The sequence below is a fragment of the Haemophilus paraphrohaemolyticus genome (assembly GCF_002015045.1).
GTDB lineage: Bacteria > Pseudomonadota > Gammaproteobacteria > Enterobacterales > Pasteurellaceae > Haemophilus_A > Haemophilus_A paraphrohaemolyticus.
On sequence record NZ_MUXX01000012.1, the window covers coordinates 225,465 to 241,773 of the forward strand.

15 protein-coding genes are annotated in these 16,309 nt (G+C 41.2%); 12 read left to right on the plus strand and 3 right to left on the minus strand.

What is annotated here, in order from left to right; all coding sequences use genetic code 11:
- Nucleotides 1-74: 74 nt before the first annotated feature.
- The 10 genes from mukF to mepA all read left to right on the plus strand — a co-directional run bounded on the left by mukF (nt 75) and on the right by mepA (nt 11,783).
- Nucleotides 75-1,418: a chromosome partition protein MukF gene (mukF, locus tag B0184_RS06715; protein WP_078177658.1), complete on the plus strand. Its 1,344-nt coding sequence runs from the start codon at nt 75-77 to the stop codon at nt 1,416-1,418.
- Nucleotides 1,419-1,439: 21 nt separating this feature from the next.
- Complete coding sequence (gene mukE / locus B0184_RS06720) at nt 1,440-2,147, plus strand: chromosome partition protein MukE (RefSeq protein ID WP_078177653.1); 708 nt, start codon at nt 1,440-1,442, stop codon at nt 2,145-2,147.
- A complete protein-coding gene (locus B0184_RS06725; RefSeq protein WP_005708682.1) occupies nt 2,147-2,368 on the plus strand; it encodes a hypothetical protein in 222 nt (73 codons plus the stop codon). The genes mukE and B0184_RS06725 overlap by 1 nt, the downstream gene beginning before the upstream one ends.
- Before the next feature lie 7 nt (nt 2,369-2,375).
- Complete coding sequence (locus tag B0184_RS06730; RefSeq protein ID WP_005708800.1) at nt 2,376-3,083, plus strand: zeta toxin family protein; 708 nt, start codon at nt 2,376-2,378, stop codon at nt 3,081-3,083.
- A gap of 58 nt (nt 3,084-3,141) precedes the next feature.
- Nucleotides 3,142-7,569, plus strand: a complete 4,428-nt coding sequence (mukB, locus tag B0184_RS06735) for a chromosome partition protein MukB (protein ID WP_416036917.1) — start codon at nt 3,142-3,144, stop codon at nt 7,567-7,569.
- A 215-nt stretch (nt 7,570-7,784) separates the two neighbouring features.
- On the plus strand, nt 7,785-8,498 hold the full coding sequence (pyrH, locus tag B0184_RS06740) for a UMP kinase (RefSeq protein WP_005708728.1): 714 nt from the start codon (nt 7,785-7,787) through the stop codon (nt 8,496-8,498).
- Between the two features lie 39 nt (nt 8,499-8,537).
- Nucleotides 8,538-9,095 (plus strand): ribosome recycling factor, encoded by a 558-nt coding sequence (frr, locus tag B0184_RS06745; RefSeq protein WP_005706753.1) that lies wholly within the window; start codon nt 8,538-8,540, stop codon nt 9,093-9,095.
- A gap of 68 nt (nt 9,096-9,163) precedes the next feature.
- Nucleotides 9,164-10,057 (plus strand): cation diffusion facilitator family transporter, encoded by an 894-nt coding sequence (locus B0184_RS06750; RefSeq protein WP_039851353.1) that lies wholly within the window; start codon nt 9,164-9,166, stop codon nt 10,055-10,057.
- A complete protein-coding gene (locus B0184_RS06755; RefSeq protein ID WP_005708764.1) occupies nt 10,057-10,818 on the plus strand; it encodes a Zn-ribbon-containing protein in 762 nt (253 codons plus the stop codon). The genes B0184_RS06750 and B0184_RS06755 overlap by 1 nt, the downstream gene beginning before the upstream one ends.
- A 137-nt stretch (nt 10,819-10,955) precedes the next feature.
- Nucleotides 10,956-11,783 (plus strand): penicillin-insensitive murein endopeptidase, encoded by an 828-nt coding sequence (mepA, locus tag B0184_RS06760; protein WP_005708883.1) that lies wholly within the window; start codon nt 10,956-10,958, stop codon nt 11,781-11,783.
- A gap of 74 nt (nt 11,784-11,857) precedes the next feature.
- Here mepA and priC read toward each other — a convergent pair whose 3' ends face one another.
- The gene (gene priC, locus B0184_RS06765) at nt 11,858-12,358 is read right to left on the minus strand and encodes a primosomal replication protein PriC (RefSeq protein ID WP_005708679.1); all 501 of its coding nucleotides are present in this window, start codon (nt 12,356-12,358) and stop codon (nt 11,858-11,860) included.
- A gap of 482 nt (nt 12,359-12,840) precedes the next feature.
- Here priC and B0184_RS06770 point away from each other — a divergent pair, with 482 nt between their 5' ends.
- Complete coding sequence (locus tag B0184_RS06770; protein ID WP_005708681.1) at nt 12,841-14,004, plus strand: porin; 1,164 nt, start codon at nt 12,841-12,843, stop codon at nt 14,002-14,004.
- A 79-nt stretch (nt 14,005-14,083) separates the two neighbouring features.
- Here the strand turns inward: B0184_RS06770 and cmoA are convergent, their stop codons facing one another.
- A complete protein-coding gene (cmoA, locus tag B0184_RS06775) occupies nt 14,084-14,806 on the minus strand; it encodes a carboxy-S-adenosyl-L-methionine synthase CmoA (RefSeq protein WP_005708814.1) in 723 nt (240 codons plus the stop codon).
- Nucleotides 14,807-14,823: 17 nt separating this feature from the next.
- Entirely contained in the window at nt 14,824-15,609 is a 786-nt protein-coding gene (locus tag B0184_RS06780; RefSeq protein ID WP_005708731.1) for an alpha/beta fold hydrolase, read from the minus strand.
- A 114-nt stretch (nt 15,610-15,723) separates the two neighbouring features.
- Here B0184_RS06780 and seqA point away from each other — a divergent pair, with 114 nt between their 5' ends.
- On the plus strand, nt 15,724-16,308 hold the full coding sequence (seqA, locus tag B0184_RS06785) for a replication initiation negative regulator SeqA (RefSeq protein ID WP_005708860.1): 585 nt from the start codon (nt 15,724-15,726) through the stop codon (nt 16,306-16,308).
- The last annotated feature ends 1 nt before the right edge of the window (nt 16,309 follow it).

Consider the following 16,309-nt stretch of genomic DNA (forward strand, 5'->3'; position numbering starts at 1 on the left):
CTTTTCCAATTTCTATTTAAACAGCTTTCCTGTACAATAAACCCCATTTTTGATGATATACGAATATGAGCCTTATGCTGAACGAAACTGCACAGAACGAATTGGCACACACTATTCCAGAGCTTATCCAATGGACGAAAGAGAGTGAGTTTTCGCTTTCGCTCCCGCCTGAACGCCTTGCCTTTTTATTGGCAATTTCTATTTTTAACCAAGAACAAATTGATGGTGAACTGCTTGAGAGTGATTTAATTGATCTGTTTCGCTATGTTTCTCAAACTTTTGAACACTCAGAATTTACGCTTTCCCAGCGTGCAAATAATGCGATCAACGATCTGGTAAAACAACGTCTTCTAAACCGTTTTTCGAGCGAATTTACCGAAGGATTGGCGATTTATCGTGTTACCCCGCTGGCAGTCGGCATTGCGAATTACTATATTCGGCAGCGTGAGTTTTCTAGCCTGCGTCTTTCAATTCAACTATCTATTGTGGCAAGTGAAATTCAAAAAGCATCGTTAGCCGCAGAAGAGGGCGGAGATGAACGTCATTGGCGAAATAATGTGTTTGCACCATTGAAATATTCGGTAGCAGAAATTTTCGATAGCATCGATCTTTCGCAACGCATTATGGATGAAAATCAGCACCAAATTCGTGAGAGAATTGCGAATCTTTTAAGTCAAAATTGGCACGAGGCGATCACGAGTTGTGAACAATTATTAGACGAAACATCGGGTAATCTACGAGAGTTGCAAGATACGTTAAATGCAGCGGGCGATAAATTGCAAGCACAACTGTTGCGTATTCAAAGCTGTTTAATAGGTCGTTACGATTTAGATTTCATCGATCAGCTAGTGGTTAATCTGCAAAATAAATTAGACCGCATTATGAGCTGGGGGCAACAGGCAATCGATCTTTGGATTGGTTACGATCGTCACGTGCATAAATTTATTCGTACCGCGATTGATATGGATAAAAACCGTGTATTTGGTCAGCGTTTGCGTCAATCTATTCAAGATTATTTTGATGCACCTTGGATGCTTTACACCGCGAAAGCGGAGTCGCTCCTGGATTTGCGTGATGATGAAACTGAATTTAACGAAGCAGAAGCGGTTGGTGAATTACCAACCGAGTTGGAATATCAATCCATCGGCGATGTACAAGAGCAAATCGTGGCAATGATGCAGGCTTATCTCGCACAATTTAGAGCTGAAGGTAAGCCAATCGACTTAGGTGTGGTTTTACGTGAACAATTGGCTCGCTATCCACATTCTCGCCATTTTGATGTGGCACGTATTATCGTAGATCAAGCAAGTAAATTGGGTATGGCAAGTTTAGATAGCCAAGCTGTTTATCCAGAATGGCAAGCGATTAACGAGACAGGGGCGGAAGTGCAAGCCCACGTGATTGATCAATACCAGTAATCAAGCAAAAAGAGAAAAATTATGACAGAAAATATTCAAGATGTGATTTCAACTAAATTAGCGGTGGCGATTGCAAACCCTATTTTTCCAAGCCTTGATAGCCAATTGCGTGCAGGTCGTCATATTAGTATTGATTTGCTTGATGAACACGCATTTTTGATGGATTTCCAAGCAGAACTTGAACAGTTTTACAACCGCTATCACGTGGATCTTATCCGTGCACCAGAAGGATTTTTCTACCTTCGCCCACGTGCTTCAACCTTGATTAACCGCGCTGCTATGTCTGAAATGGAGATGTTGGTGGGTAAAGTATTATGCTACCTCTATTTGAGTCCAGAGCGCTTGGCACAACAAGGCGTGTTTAGCTATGATGATGTTTATGAAGAGTTGTTGAACCTTGCCGATGAACAAAAATTGTTAAAAGCGGTAAATCCACGTTCTACAGGTTCAGATTTAGATAAGGCTAAATTGGTCGAAAAAGTGAGTGGAGCCTTGCGTCGCTTGGCTCGTATCGGAATGATTACCCGTATTGGCGATCAAAACAGCAAGAAATTTGTAATTTCCGTTTCCGTTTTCCGTTTTGGTGCGGACGTTCGCGCAGGAGATGATTACCGCGAAGCGCAATTACGCTTGATTCGTGATGGCGAGGCAACAGCCCCAAATCCTACAGCTGATACAGAAGAACAAGCGGTAGAAAACGAGGAAGATTTTGCAGAGGGTGAGGAATAATGTGTACGTTAATGCAAAAAGATGTGTTGATTGAGTTAATCGCAAGCACTCAAGCAGATTTAAGTAAAATTTTAGAATTACCACTCAATGAAGATCAACTTTTTCTTAGCTGTTTAAGAGGGCAAGTATATCGTACCGAACCTGAGGAGATCGACTTCGAGTTGCTCTCAAGCCAAGTGAAAGAGATTGGTGCTAAATACCATTCATCACGAGCAATTTAGAGGTTTTATGCAAAACTTTGATATCAATGCTTATGATGTTGAGGCTGATGTTGAGCGAAATTTCCCTAAAATTTGGGCAAATTTGCTAGCTGAAAATCTGGTTACCCCACAAGAGTACCCTGTTGCTATTTTACTGGGTGGACAACCTGGTGCTGGAAAATCCTTCGGTTCTCTTGCAATGGGTAAGCGTTTAGATTTCAATTTGCTGATAATTAACGGAGATGAATTTCGCCCTTACCATCAGTATTACCATGAAATTTATCAGCAATATGGTAAAGAGGCTTCGAAATATACAGGCGAATTTACAGGTAAAATGGTGCAACGTATTCGAGATGAAGCTGTAGCACATCGTTTTAATTTATTGATTGAAGGGACTTTTCGCACCGCTGATGTGCCTCTTAAAGAACTTGCAAATTTTAAGCATTATGGTTACCAAACCAATGTGTTAATTTGTACTTGCCCTAAAGAGCAGAGTTGGAACAGCACACTAAAAAGAGCAAAGGAACAAGCACTTCAAGGTATGCAACCTCGTTATGTACCAAGAGAACATTTCGACTTTGTGATTGCTAATTTAGCAAATAATGCAGAACGCGTTTTGCAAGAGGCAAAACCGGATGGCTTTGAAGTATATTCTCGATCTCAGAAATTATTTGATATTAAAGATACACCAGCAGATCAATTAACCGCTACTATCAATACAGAATTAAATAGATAAAGGAAAAATCCTAATGAGTAACACGGATTTAATTTTAGAAGAGAACGCACAAGAGACAATGATTGTGCAACCGACAATTCAGCCACAACAGATTGAACGCGGCAAATTCCGCTCCTTAACACTGATTAACTGGAACGGTTTTTTTGCTCGTACTTTTGATTTAGATGAATTGGTCACCACGCTTTCGGGCGGTAATGGTGCGGGTAAATCCACCACGATGGCAGGTTTTGTGACTGCCTTAATTCCTGATTTAACGCTTTTAAACTTCCGTAATACCACTGAAGCAGGTTCAACTTCGAGTTCTCGCGATAAAGGGTTATACGGTAAATTAAAAGCGGGTGTTTGTTATGCGGTGTTGGAAAGCGTGAACTCTCGTGGTCAGCGTGTTATCACAGGCGTGCGCTTGCAACAGATTGCTGGGCGAGACAAAAAAGTGGATATTCGTCCATTTTCATTACAAAACGTACCCTTTGATCAGCAGATTATCTATGTTCTGACTGAACAAATGGGCGTTAAAGCACGCGTGCTGGCATTGAATGAAGTAAAAGAAAAGTTTGAGCAATCGGACGTTCAATTCAAGCAATATCAATCCATTACCGATTACCACAGCTTTATGTTTGATGTGGGCGTATTGCCGAAACGTTTACGTTCCGCAAGCGATCGTAGTAAGTTCTACAAATTGATCGAAGCATCGCTTTACGGCGGTATTTCAAGTGTGATTACCAAGTCGCTACGTGATTACTTATTGCCAGAAAATACGGGCGTTCGCCAAGCATTCCAAGATATGGAATCGGCATTGCGTGAAAACCGTATGACGCTTGAAGCGATCAAAGTTACGCAGTCAGATCGCGATATGTTTAAGCAGTTGATTACCCACTCAACCGATTATGTCTCGGCGGACTATATGCGTCATGCAAACGAGCGTTTAGGAAATATTCAACAGGCGTTGGGTTTCCGTCAAGCGTGGGCGAATTTAAAATCGAAGCGTGAGCTTGAGCAACATCGTTTAGTAGAATTTAGCCGTGAATCGGCGGAAATTGAGGCGACTGAACAAGGACTAGAGGCAGAATTTAATTCTGCGAACGATCATTTAAACTTGGTGCAAAATGCGTTACGCCATCAAGAGAAAGTAGAACGTTATCAAGATGACGTTGAAGAGCTCAACGAGAAGCTTGAAGAGCAACAGATGGTGATTGAGGAAGTTTCTGAAGCGGTGGAAATGGCTCAACACCAAGCTGATGATGCGGAAGCACACGTGGAAGATTTGCGTGCTCAGCTTGCGGATTATCAGCAAGCATTAGATGCTCAACAAACACGTGCTTTGCAATATCAACAAGCGGTTGCTGCCCTTGAAAAAGCAAAACAGCTTTCAGGTTTGGCGAATTTAGACTTACACAATATTGAAGATTATCACTCAGAATTTTCAGCCCAAGCCGATGAAATTACCGACCAAGTGTTCGACTTAGAACAGCGCTTATCTGTTTCAGATATGGCGAAAGAGCAGTTTGAAAAAGCCTATGAATTAGTTTGCAAAATTGTGGGCGAAACAGACCGCTTGCGAGCGTTTGAGGAAGCTAAATCACTGCTTAATGCTTTCCCAGAACAAAAAATGCGTGCGACACAAGCGGTCGGATTACGCCAGAAATTGCACGAGCTTGAACAACGCTTGCAACAACAACAGCAAGCAAAGCGCTTGTTGGCAGAGCTTAATCAAAGAACGCAAAGTGAGTTTAGCCACGCAGACGAGCTTGAAAATCACTTTGAAGAGCAACAGGCAAAACGCGAAGATTTAGAAACGGAACTTGCCGAGCTTGTTGAAGTTCGTTCAAGCCAACGCCAACAGCTACAACAGCTCCAAAATCAATATAACCAATTGGCAAAAAATGCTCCTGCGTGGCACACTGCTCAATCTGCTTTAACCCGTTTGGAAGAGCAGTGTGGCGAAACATTTGAAGTAAGCCAAGCGGTGCTGCAATTTATGCAAAATATGCTGGCAAAAGAGCGTGAAGCAACGCTTGCTCGTGATGCGTTGGCACGCAAAGAACAGCAATTAAGTGATGAGATTTCACAACTGAGCCAGCCAGATGGTTCGGAAGATCCGCGTTTAAATCAGCTGGCAGAACGCTTTGGTGGCGTGTTGCTTTCTGAGCTTTATGATGATGTATCACTTGAAGATGCCCCTTATTTCTCGGCATTATATGGCGAGGCTCGTCACGCGATTGTGGTACGCGATTTAGAGACCGTAAAAGCACAGCTCGAAACCTTAGATGATTGCCCAGACGATCTCTATTTAATCGAAGGCGATCCAACTGCCTTTGATGACGCTGTCTTTAGTGCTGATGAGTTGAATGAGGGCGTAGTAGTAAAAGTTTCAGAGCGTCAATGGCGTTATTCGAAATTCCCTGCTGTGCCGTTGTTTGGTCGTGCCGCTCGTGAAAAACATGTTGAAGTATTGAAAGCTGAACGCGATGAAGTGGCGGAAAAACATGCAGAACTTTCGTTTGATGTGCAAAAATGCCAACGCTTGCATCAACATTTAAGCCAATTTGTTGGCACGCATTTAAATATTGCGTTCCAAGAAAACCCAGAAGAGGCGATGCAAGCGGTTGTGGCAGAGCGTAGCGAAATTGAGCGTGAGCTTAATCAAGCGGTCGGAAATGAACAGCAACTTCGCAATCAATTGGATGCGGTCAAAATACAATTGCAATTGTTAAGCAAAATTTTACCGCTTGCCGATTTACTTGATGACGATGTGTTAATTGAGCGTGCAGAAATTTGCCGTGAACAATTGGCGGAAGCGGAAGATGATGAGCAATTTGTGCGTCAATATGGCAACTATATCGCTCAGCTTGAGCCAATTGCCAGCTCACTTCGTAACGATCCAATCCGTTTTGAAGAGCTGGAAACGGAATACAATCAGGCGAAACAGACCCAAAAAGCATTGCAACAAAAGGTGTTTGCGCTTTCAGATGTAATGCAACGCCGTGTACATTTCAGTTATGAAGATGCGGTGGGAGCGGAAGGTTCTCGCTTAACCGAACAGCTACGAGCGGAGTTGGAACAGGCTCAACAAATGCGAGAGCAGGCTCGTCATCAATTGCGTCAAGCACAATCGCAATACAGCCAATACCATCAAACCTTAACCGGGTTACGCAGTGCCTATGAGGTGAAAAATCAGATGTTGGCAGAGCTTATCCGTGAGATGGATATGCTGGGGGTACGTGGTGATGCACAGGCGGAAGAGCGTGCTATTGAGCGGCGTGAAGAGTTACATCAACGCTTAAGCCAACAACGTGCGCGCAAAACGTTCCTTGATAAACAGTTGGGCAGTATTGAAGCAGAAATTGAGAACCTTAGCCGCGAATTGCGTAAAGTTGAACGTGATTATAAAAATCAACGTGCCACTGTGGTAGCAGCGAAAGCTAGCTGGTGCTTGGTGTTACAACTTTCTCGCAACAGCGATGTAGAAAAACGCTTGAACCGCCGTGAATTGGCGTATCATTCATCGGATGAATTGCGTTCGATTTCGGATAAAGCGTTGGGTGCATTACGTACCGCTGTGGCGAATAACGAATACTTACGTGATAGCTTGCGAGCATCTGAAGATAGCCGTAAACCAGAAACGAAAGTAGCATTCTTTATTGAAGTTTATCGCCATTTACGTGAGCGTATTCGCCAAGATATTATCAAAACAGATGACCCAATTGATGCGATTGAGCAGATGGAAATTGAGCTTTCTCGCTTAACCAGTGAACTGACGAATCGTGAGAAAAAATTGGCGATCAGTGCAGAAAGTGTGGCAAATATTTTACGTAAAACCATTCAGCGTGAGCAAAATCGTATTCTTCAATTGAACCAAGGTTTACAAAATATCGCTTTCGGTCAAGTAAAAGGGGTGCGTTTAGATGTGAAAATTCGCGATACACACGCGATGTTGTTGAATGCATTGAGTCAAGATCGCGAACAGCACAAAGATCTGTTTGAGAGCGAAAAACTCAGCTTCTCAGAAGCACTTGCGATGTTGCATAAACGTGTGAACCCTCATATTGATATGGGACAACGTACACCGCAAACCATTGGCGAAGAGTTGTTAGATTACCGCAATTACCTCGATCTAGAAGTCGAAACCGACCGTGGTGCAGATGGCTGGCAACGTGCGGAAAGTAGTGCACTTTCAACGGGTGAGGCGATCGGTACGGGGATGTCTATCCTGTTAATGGTCGTGCAAAGCTGGGAAGAAGAATCTCGTCGCCTACGAGCGAAAGATATTCTCCCTTGTCGCTTGCTATTCTTGGATGAAGCTGCGCGACTTGATGCGATGTCTATCAATACGCTCTTCGAGCTTTGCGGGCGCTTGGATATGCAGCTGCTAATTGCTGCTCCAGAAAATATCAGCCCAGAACGCGGTACGACTTATAAGTTAGTGCGTAAGATCACCAATAACCAAGAGTTGGTTGAAGTGGTTGGATTGAAAGGGTTTGCGTAAAATCTAAATGTATTAAGGCCTTTATAGCGAAAAGCGATAAAGGCTTTTTTGTTTGTAAAACACGAATAAAAATTTACCGCTTGTTGAATATTTATATTTCAAGAGAAAAGTCATTGTGAAAGACCGAGTTTGAGATAGCAGAATGAGCTAGTTTATCGAGCAGTTTTATTTTATAATACTGCGATTTTTGTTTTCACTTCACAGAGGCAATTAAAATGAGCAAACCGATTTATAAACGCATTTTGTTAAAATTAAGTGGCGAAGCTTTACAAGGTGATGAGGGCTTTGGTATTGACCCATCGATTTTGGATCGTATGGCACTTGAGATTAAAGAGTTAATTGAAATGGGCGTGGAAGTTGGCGTCGTAATCGGTGGCGGTAACTTATTTCGTGGGGCGAAATTAGCGAAAGCGGGGATGAACCGTGTTGTAGGCGACCATATGGGGATGCTTGCAACCGTGATGAACGGTTTGGCGATGCGTGATGCGTTGCACCGTGCGGATGTTAATGCGAAGTTGATGTCTGCATTCCAATTAAACGGGATTTGCGATACTTACAACTGGTCTGAAGCGATTAAAATGTTGCGTGAAGGTCGTGTGGTGATTTTCTCAGCGGGAACAGGTAGCCCATTCTTTACCACAGACTCAGCGGCTTGCTTACGTGGTATTGAAATTGAAGCGGATGTAGTGTTAAAAGCGACAAAAGTGGATGGCGTGTATGATAAAGATCCTGCAAAATTTGCTGATGCAGTGTTATATAATCAATTGACTTATGCTGAAGTGATCGACAAAGAGTTACAAGTAATGGACTTAGCAGCATTCACCCTTGCACGTGACCACGGTATGCCAATTCGAGTGTTTAATATGGGTAAAGCGGGTGCATTACGCGAAGTGATTACGGGAACCACTGAAGGTACAACCATTTCTTAATTTAGCTGTTCTAAATTTATTCAATCAAAGGAAAAATAGATGATTAACGAAATCAAAAAAGATACGCAACAGCGTATGGAAAAAAGCTTAGAAGCGTTAAAAAGCCACATTTCTAAAATCCGCACAGGCCGTGCACAACCGAGCCTTTTAGATGGTATTCAAGTGGAATATTACGGTGCAGCAACACCACTTCGTCAATTAGCAAACGTGGTAGCAGAAGATGCACGTACTTTAGCGGTAAACGTTTTCGACCGTTCTTTAATCTCTGCGGTAGAAAAAGCGATTTTAACCTCTGACTTAGGTTTAAACCCATCTTCAGCGGGTACAACAATCCGTGTTCCGCTTCCACCATTAACAGAAGAGCGTCGTCGCGATTTAATCAAAATCGTAAAAGGTGAAGGCGAGCAAGGTAAAATTGCGATCCGTAACGTGCGTCGTGATGCGAACGATCAAATCAAAGCGTTGTTAAAAGACAAAGAAATCAGCGAAGATGAAGAGCGTAAAGCACAAGATGAGATCCAAAAAATCACTGATGGTTTCATCAAGAAAGTAGATGAAGTGCTTGGTGATAAAGAGAAAGAATTGTTAGATTTCTAATTAAAAGCAAGCGAAGAAAAGTGGGTTTAACGCCCACTTTTTTATTTTAACTTTATGTTATTTTAACGATGGAAAAACAATACGCAGAATTAGTAAGACGCGCTGCTATGTTTGCGATTGCGGTGGCGTGTTTTCTTATTTTATTAAAAGCCTTTGTTTGGTGGAAAACTGGTTCAATCACGATGTTGGCAGCGATGACCGACTCGGTGCTAGACTTATTCGCCTCACTGGTGAGTATGTTCGTGCTCAAATTTGCCTTGCAACCTGCCGATGAAAATCACGCATTCGGGCACGGCAAGGCAGAATCGCTTGCGGCGATTGCTCAAAGCGCGTTTATCAGTGGTTCAGCGATTTTCATTTTACTGCAAGGCTTCCATAAACTGACAAATCCGCAATTGATTGAAGATTCGCAACTGGGGATTTTGGTGAGTATCATCTCCATTATTGTGACCGCAGTGTTGGTTATTTATCAGAAAAAAGTGGTAAAGCTAACGCAAAGTCCTGCTATTCAAGCGGATTCTCTGCATTATCAAACCGACTTATTGATGAACGTAGCAATTCTGATTGCGATGGTGCTCAACTTATTTGGCTTGATTTATGCTGATGCGATTTTCGCGATTTTAATCGCTCTTTATATTGCCTTTAATGCATTGAAAATGCTTTGGGAAGCGGTCAATATTCTGCTAGATATTGCATTGCCACCTGAAGAGATCGATCAAATTGTGATGATGGCGACCAAACACCCGAATATCATTGGCGTACACGATATTCTTACTCGTCGCTCAGGCGCAGTACGTTTTATTCAGATGCATTTGGAATTGGCAGATCATCTCACGCTGTTAGAAGCACATGATATTGCTGATAGCCTTGAGCAGAAAATTTTGGCAGCATTTCCGATGTCGGAGGTTATCATCCATCAAGAGCCGACTTCAGTGGTGCAACAAGAGAGGAAAAAAGCCTAATGTATCAAGCCGTAGCGTATTTTAATTATGCGAATTTTGAAACCGATCCTGTCACTGCCATTTCGCAAATTATCAATCAATGGCGTTACAACGGGCAGATTATTGGGCGTGAGTTTGGTGTAACTTATCATCAAGATCATTTTGAAGCGAGAGTGTCAATTCCCGAACAAGAAAGTCTATTGCCGAAATGGAACAATGAATGGGTCAATGAGGCGTTCCAACAAGCGGGCGAAATTGGCATAGAATTTGCAGGTTTTGAAATTATCGGGCAAGATTATCAGGCAGACGAAACCAGCCGTGATGAACAGCCAGAATTTCTGATGCTTTACACTACCTATTTGGATAGCTGTTCGCCGATTAAATCGGGCAATAGCTTAAAACCTGTGCCACTTTACCAACTTTTACGACAAAATCCACCGCTTGCGGAAGCGGTAATCAAATGGCAAGAGAGTTGGCAAGCATGCGATCAGCTGCAGATGAACGGCGGTGCATTAGAACAAACGGCTCTTGCTGAAATTAGCGAATATCAGAGCGAACTGAGCCAACAAGGTATGGCACTTGCTCGTCAGATTGAACAAGAAGTGGGTGTACCTGTCTATTATTATCTCTACCGTTTAGGCAATGATGAACAAGTCGAACATCATCGCACCTGCCCTTGTTGTGGTGGGGATTGGAAATTAGCTAAGCCATTGCACGAGATGTTCTATTTTCAATGTAAGCCGTGTCATTTAGTATCTAATTTGAGTTGGGCGTTGTTGTAAAGAGTCCTATGGCTACAAGCCATAGGTTACTTATAAATCAGCCTCTACGAGGCTGGGAAGTTATGAAGAAGTGGAGCCCTATAAGGACTCATTTATACGTAACCTAGGGAGAGAGCCCTAGGCATATAGGAAACAAAATGAAATTAATAAGAACTGTTTTAGTATCAAGCTTAGCACTATTTTCTGCAACTACTGTTGCCACCCAATGGGAAAAGATCCGTACACCTATTTCAGGACAGCCACAATCTATCGGTGGATATAGCAATGGCTGTATTATCGGTGCTAAGCCGCTTGCCTTAAAAGGCGAAGGTTACCAAGTGATTCGTTCGGTGAAAAACCGTTATTACGGGCACCCACAGTTGCTCGATTACCTCACGAAATTAGGTCAACGCAGTAAAGCAGCTGGCTTGCCACCGATTTTAATTGGCGATATGGGAATGCCAGCAGGTGGGCGCTTCTCTTCAGGACACGCCAGCCATCAAACAGGATTGGATGCAGATATTTGGTTGCGTTTCGGGCCAATGGATGATGAAACAGCACGTAATCCTGCAGGGTTAGCGACATTGATGGTCGATCGCGATAGACAGATTGTCGATGAGCGGGTGTGGACGCCGAACCAGTTCAATTTAATTAAATTAGCCGCACAAGATAGCCGTGTGAACCGCATTTTTGTGAACCCTGCGATTAAAGTGAAATTGTGCAACAGCGAGAAAGCAGATCGTAATTGGTTACAAAAAATCCGCCCCTGGTATGGACACGATTCACACATTCACGTGCGTTTAAGCTGCCCGCAAGATGCAAAAAATTGTGAAAATCAAGCCGTTTTACCTGCAGGTGATGGCTGTGGGGCTGAATTGTATTCGTGGTTCGAACCAGCACCAAAATCAAGCACACCCAAATCAAAAGTATTACCTGCCACACCTTATCAGTGCCAGATGATTCTTTCTTCGCAGGGGTTAGAGTAGTAAACGGTTAAATTTCTTTATAAATTGACAAAGAGCGTTTTAATTGTCTTAAAACGCTCTTTTTATTTTAGCGATCAGTGTTCTTCTAATATCTCAATCGCTGCCAAACATTTTTCTCTTCTAAATTCGGTTTCTTGGATTTGTTGCTGGTAGTGGATTCTTTCAGCATCATTTTGAGCGTGATATTGCTTATCAAGTAACCAGCTGATTTTGTCATTGAGTATCCTTAATGCTTTTCTGTATTCAATTAAGCGTTTTTCTACAGGTAAGGCGTGGACGTTTTTGGGGAAACGGTAGTTGGAAGAAAAAGAGGCCAATTTGCTTTTTTTCTGAATAGATTTTACCGCTTTTTGTAAAGCGTCAACCTGTTCGAGCAATTTTTTAGCATAAATTTCAGCATAAGCAACCTCATTTTGCTGGCTTAATATTGCTGCGGTATGTCGAATTTCACCAATAAAAAATGAAATTTTGGCTTCATTTTTAGCAAAATAATTGCCGAAAACGGCCGCTTGTTCGTCTTCAAATGGGGTAAATTGTGCAAGATTTTCTTCAACTTTTTCGATAAAAGCATTCATATATTGGCACTCATTATTCGTTTTAACTTGGTCTTGAAATCATTATACCTGAGCTTTTTTAGGTTTCAATGTGTAGGGTTTGTTGAAAAAATAGACATTTTTCTAATTAAATATCAAAAATGTGATCTAAGTCACAAAATATTTTTTATTTTTGTCTGAACTTTATTTCTAAAAGAAAAATGAAATAAAACTCTTTTAAAATCAAAGGTTTAGTTTTGATTTGTTTTGTGAAGTGGAATGCAAAATAAATTTATTTTTAGCTCCATTTTTTATAATTGATTTGTAACATATTGATTTTAAAGCATAATTTTATGAGTGCAGCTTTTCGCCAAACTATTGACACCGTATTCGCTTTTTGCCATTATTCGCTTGCACAAACATCTAGCCAAATGTAAAGGATTAGATGTTCGCAAGTTTTTAAGATGGTTCTTTAGTTTTAAAGGACGTATTACTAAAACAAACCTTATAGATAGGTGGTCATTATGAAAAAAACATTAGTTGCATTAACAGTAGCAGCATTAGCAGCAGCTTCAGCACAAGCGGTAACCGTAGTAGACGCAGATGGTACAAAAGTTGATTTCGACGGTTCATTACGTTTAATTGCTGAAAAGGGTAGCGTAAAAACTAATTATCATCAAGGTAAATGGGTTGATGGCACTCGCTATCAAGCAGGTTCAACAGGTAAAGTATCAAGCTCAGCATTACGTAACGCAGGCACACGTTTTGGTGTAACGGCTAAACACCAATTAGGTGAAGACTTCTATGCATTAGGTCGTTTAGAATTCCGTTTTGATAATACGGAATCACGCGACCAATTCGGTAGTTTATATGCTAAACGTGCGTACGTTGGTTTGGGTAGCAAAGCATATGGTAACATCACTTTTGGTCGTCAAGTAACTATCGCAGATGACTTAAGCCAAACTAACGATTATGAATACGGTTTAATTCCAAAAGGTGGCTATATCCCAACTTCTGGTACTGGTGTAATCCGTTATGACTATAAAGGTATCGAAGGTTTACATGCTAGTGCAAACTACAACTTTGGTCAAAAACATAATGACAAAGGTAACCCTTTAAAAACAATTAAAGATGCACAAGGTAACGATACTGGTGTAGCAGATATTACTGGTAATATCAAAAATGCATACGGTGCAGGTGTTTTATTTGCACAAGATAACTATGATGTTCGTTTCGCTTATGGTCACACAAACTATGAAACAGGTGTAGATAACAAAACTACCCGTAAAGATGGCTACTTAGCATCTGCAAGCTATACTTTAGGTGATTTCACTTTAATTGGTGACTTCGGTTATGCACACCAAAAAGCTGAAACAACAGCAGTGAAAACTAATAAATTCTATGTATCACCTGGTTTCGAATATCAAGTAATTCCAGCATCTAAAGTATATGGTAACTACTTATACGAACGTTCTAAATCAGAACAAAACTCTGTTGATACAGCAAAAAATATCAAACACGGTTTTTTACTTGGCGTTGACTACAAATTCCACAAACAAGTGGTTGCATTCGTAGAAGGTAAATACGTTCGTACTAAAGACTACAATGTAAATGCTACTGGTGGTTATGCTTTAAAAACTAAAGAAGCTGACAAAGCTATCGGTGTAGGTATGCGTGTATTCTGGTAATCTCTGATTGCTTAGATTAAGTTAAAAATAACCCCCGATCAGAAATGGTTGGGGGTTTTGTTATAGTATGATTGATGGGTTATTTAACCGCAATCATCGATCCAAAATTAAAGCATTGGAACCAAAGTTCAATTTGGCTAAAGCCAGCTTCTTGTAAGCGTTGTTTATGGGTTTCAATACTATCGGTGAGCATTACATTTTCCAATGCCGTGCGTTTTTGACTCACTTCTAGCTCGCTATAGCCATTTGCGCGCTTGAAGGTGTGGTGTAAATCAATCAGCAACTCATTCATCGTTTCATTTTCAAAGGTGAATTTTTCTGAAAGTACTAAAATGCCGTTTGGGTTTAAGCCTTGGTGGATCTTTTTCAATAAAGCTAAACGATCAGCACGAGGTAAAAATTGCAGGGTAAAATTTAGCACCACCATTGAAGCATTTTCAATTTTGACTTGGCGAATATCATCGCATAAAACCTCAACAGGTACATTAGAATGATAGGCATTGATATGTGCTCGGCAGCGTTCAACCATCGCGGGAGAATTATCAACCCCGATAATTTGCGCTTGTTTCTCCTGAATATTGCGGCGGATAGATAAAATCCCTGCACCGCGAGAGCAGCCCAAGTCATAAATATTGGAATTATCAGTCACAAAGCGTTGAGCCAACATTCCAATTGCAGTGATAATGTTTGAATAACCTGGCACGGAGCGTTGGATCATATCAGGGAAAACTTCTGCCACCGCTTCATCAAAGGTAAAATCACCCAATTTCTCAATTGGTGCGGAAAAAATCGTATCTTTCATATTGTTCCTATTTTCTATTAGTTCTTCTCTAAAAATTTTTGAATGGCACGTACAACAGTTTCAGCTTTTTCGGCGTGCACCCAATGGTGTGCATTCGCGACAACAAAAGAGGTCGCTTTCGGGAATTGTTCTAAAATCGTTTGCGTATCCTTTGCTTGGATGTAATCAGAAGCGCCACCTTTAATAAAGAGCGTCGGCTTATCAAAATAGACTGCTTGCCAGTCCATAATATTGAGATAATTTGCTTTAATGCCTGTGAGATTAAAACGGAAATAGTCAGGTTTTTGCGGGGCAAAGGCTTTCAGCATAAATTGTTGTTCGCCTTCATCTTTCACAAACTGGCTAAGCACTGCTTTTGCCTCTTGTCGGGTGGTAGGTTTTGCCTCTTTTACCGCAAATAAACCTGCAAAATTAGCATCGTGGCGATGTGTTGGGTTCTTTGTTGGAGCAATGTCAATTACCACCAATTTATCCACCAGTTCTGGTGCGATATGCGCTAAGGTCATTGCCGTTTTCCCCCCCATCGAATGACCAATCACAATAACATTTGATAATTTTAGAGCCAGCAGCAGATTTTTCAGATCTTCAGCCATCAAGGTGTAATTCATTTCATCTGCGTGAAATGACGCCCCGTGATTGCGAAGATCGACCCGTAAAATATTAAATTGTTCAGCAAAACGGCGAGCAATAATGCCAAGATTATTCATATCGCCAAATAAGCCATGCAAAAACACCATGGTTTGAGCGTTTGGTTTTTTGATGGCAGGTTGGAGTTGATAATTTAAAAGTAAATTTTTATTCATAAGTTATTCTTTTCACTAAAATTGAGTGATTTTTATCTACAAAAAGATCCTGAACTTGATTATAATGCCAAGCTATATTCGCTCAGTAAAATTCAAGTAAATTAAGGGGATAAGATGAAAAATATCGAAATCGATGATGAATTATATCATTACATTGCGAGCAGAACACAATCAATTGGCGAAAGTGCCTCTGATATTTTGCGTCGTCTATTACGTTTACCTTCATCACCTCAGCCATTTGCACTGGTTCAGCAAAATGTGATTGATGAGCTCAAAGAAATGGCAAAACCAAAAGAGAAAAAACATTCGCACTACCATGAACCTTCTGTTAAGTTAGAAGTTAAGCGATCTTCTAATGAGCAGTTGGAGAAAGTGCTGAACTCAGCGTTATTTACTGAACCAGCAAAAGGCGTAGTGCGTTTTCTGAGATTGCTTGAGGCTTTATATAAACATAATCCTGATGCATTTGCAAAAGCAACAGAAATGGTAACGGGCAATTCAAGAACTTATTTTGCTAAAGATGAAGCTTCATTATTAAAGCACGGCAATAGCGTAAAAGCGAAACAAATTCCAAGCTCGCCATTTTGGGTGGTAACCAATAACAATACTAACCGTAAAGGTTTGATTGTCACTAATGTGATGAGTGAAATGGGGTTGCCTGAAAAATTGATTAAACGCGTGCAAGGTTTATTTGTTTAAA